Genomic DNA, 2,841 nt, shown 5'->3' with positions numbered 1-2,841 from the left:
GGGGCTGCTCGCGAGGCGGGCGAGGCAGGCTTTGATCTGCTGATTGCCTGTGCTTTCAACTATGATGCCCACTCTGCTGACTTTGATAAGCTGGGTCATATTAATGTGTTCAAGGCCCGGATGAATGCCGATCTGCACATGGCCGACAATTTAAAAAATACCGGCAAGGGCAACCTGTTTGTCATCTTTGGTGAACCGGATATCACCATCCAGGAAGCCGGGAAAGGATTGATTCAGGTAAAAATCCATGGTGTGGATGTCTTCCACCCCCAAACCGGCGAGATCCATACCAGTGGTTCGGAAGGAATCGCCTGCTGGTTTATCGATACCGACTATAACGAGGAGAGCTTTTTTGTTCGCCATGCCTATTTTTTGGGTGCCAACGATCCCTATCGGGCGTTAAAAACCAGCCTCAAGGCAGAGATTGACGCCGAAGCCTGGTCCTCCCTGCATCGGGATACCTCCCGTCCCTTTGCCAAACCGCCATCCGGTCGGATTGCCGTCAAGGTTATTAACCATTTGGGGGATGAGGTGATGAAGGTGTTTGGGGTGACAGGATGAACTTTCGTATCGCCGATACCTTTACGGGCAGTCTCGCCCGGTTGACGGCTCAGGAACAAAAGGCTGTCAAGAGCGCCGCCTTCGATCTGCATCTCAACCCGGTTGCACCTAACCTGAAAATGCACAAGCTGGAACGTGCCAAGGATGCCCGCTTTTGGTCTATGCGCATCACGGATGATATTCAATTGATCGTTCACAAAAGCGCTGACAGCCTGTTGCTGGCCTATGTCGATCACCATGATGGGGCCTATCGCTGGGCGGAACGACGCAAAATTGAACCCCATCCCATCAGCGGTGCAGCGCAATTGATTGCGTTGCGCGAGGTTGCCGAGGAGGTCGCCACGGCCGATGCGCTGGTGGTGGATCGCTTGAGTGCCAAACCCGCTCTGTTTGCCCACCTGCCCATGGATGATCTGCTGCATTACAGTGTGCCCGCAGAGTGGGTGGGTGCTGTCTATAATGCCAACGAAGATACCCTGCTGAAGATTGCCGAACAGTTGCCCCAGGAGGCCGCCGAAGCGCTTCTGGTCCTGGCCACCGGCAACAGACCACAAGCCACTCCGCAGCCTGTCAATGGAGTGGATCCCTTTGCGCATCCGGATGCCCAACGACGCTTTCGGGTGGTGGCCAGCCTGGATGAACTGCAACGTGCCCTTGAATATCCCTGGGAAAAGTGGGCTGTCTTTCTGCATCCCTCCCAGCGCCAACTGGTCGAAGGTGATTATGCGGGGCCCGTCCGAGTTTCCGGTTCGGCGGGAACCGGAAAAACCGTCGTGGCTTTGCATCGGGCTGTTCATCTGGCGCGCCGCTACCCGCATAGTCGGGTGTTGCTGACCACCTTTTCAGAACCGCTGGCCCATGCCCTGCAGCACAAGCTCGTTTTATTGGCAGGTGACCAACCCAGAATTGTCGTGCGTTCCATCCGCGCCATCGCTCGTGAGCTCTATACCCACAGCTTCTCTGCACCAACCCTGGTTTCTCAGGATCTTCTGCTGCAGTTGTTGGAAGAGGGCTCCTCGCGATTTGGCAAGCCACTCTTCTCCAGCCGCTTTCTGCTCGGTGAGTGGGCAGAGATAGTGGATGCCTGGCAACTGCGCAGTTGGGAGAGCTATCGCGATGTGCCCCGTCTGGGACGAAAAACCCGCCTTGGTGGCAAACAGAGAGAGATGCTATGGTCGATTTTCGTACATGTGCAACAGGAGCTGTCGCAACGCAATCTGGTGACATGGCCGGAGATCTTTGCCCGCATCAGCAGGCAGCTTGCCAATCGGGATGCACCTTTGTTTGATTTTGCCGTGGTCGATGAAGCACAGGATATGGGGGTGGCAGAGATAGGTTTTTTTGCCGGCTTGGGGGGAGCCCGTACCAATAGCCTTTTTTTCACGGGTGATCTGGGCCAACGGATCATGCAACAGCCCTTTTCCTGGAAAGCGCTGGGGGTGGAGGTGCGGGGTCGATCGCAAACCTTGCGTGTCAACTATCGTACCTCTCAGCAGATTCGCCATTTGGCCGATCGCTTACTGCCCACAGTGCTGAGTGATGTGGATGGCAACTCAGAGAGCCGTGTCGGGACCATCTCCCTCTTTAACGGACCGGTTCCGACAATTCATCTCTGCCATGATGCCCAACAAGAGGCGCAGCTTGTGGCAGCCTGGATGGGTGATCTGCTGCGTGAGGGCTTGCAGCTCCATGAGATTGCTGTTTTTGTCCGCGACAGGCCACAAATGGAACGGGCAAAACAAGCGCTCAGCCACTGCGGATCTGCCTATGTGGAGCTGGATGAGCGCATGGAAACCCTTCCCGGTCATATTGTGCTTGCCACCATGCACTTGGCCAAAGGGCTGGAATTTCCTGCTGTGGTGGTGATGGCGTGCGATGAGGATGTTATCCCATTACAGGAGCGCATAGAAGCGGTTACGGATGAGTCGGATCTGGAAGAGGTTTATAACACCGAACGCCATCTGCTCTATGTTGCCTGTACCAGGGCCAGAGATCATCTCCTGCTCACTGGAGTTGACCCGGCATCGGAGTTTTTGGCTGATCTGATCGATACCCATGCGCAACATGAGAAAAGCGTTCGTTAGTGCTCCGAGCTTGTGAATAAATCTGTAACTATTCAGGTTCGTGCTGGCTCGCCATCTCTACCCGGTTTGCGATGGCTCGCCAGCTCTACCCGGTTTGCGATGACTCGCCATCTCTACCCGGTTTGCGATGACTCGCCAGCTCTACCCCCATGGGGATGCTGTGCGAATTGGCGCAAAAATGCGCGCCAATCCGCAC

The 2,841-nt window shown here is 55.5% G+C and carries 1 protein-coding gene and 1 pseudogene; both read left to right on the top strand.

What is annotated here, in order from left to right:
* Nucleotides 1-561, top strand: a pseudogene (locus EJP87_RS15155) (site-specific DNA-methyltransferase); the annotation flags it as partial.
* Complete coding sequence (locus EJP87_RS15150; RefSeq protein WP_130472699.1) at nucleotides 558-2,645, top strand: 3'-5' exonuclease; 2,088 nt, start codon at nucleotides 558-560, stop codon at nucleotides 2,643-2,645. The pseudogene EJP87_RS15155 and the gene EJP87_RS15150, both read left to right, overlap by 4 nt.
* The last annotated feature ends 196 nt before the right edge of the window (nucleotides 2,646-2,841 follow it).

The sequence above is a fragment of the Candidatus Magnetaquicoccus inordinatus genome, assembly GCF_004217665.1.
Classification (GTDB): Bacteria; Pseudomonadota; Magnetococcia; order Magnetococcales; family Magnetaquicoccaceae; genus Magnetaquicoccus; species Magnetaquicoccus inordinatus.
This window is presented reverse-complemented; position numbering and strand designations above follow the sequence as displayed.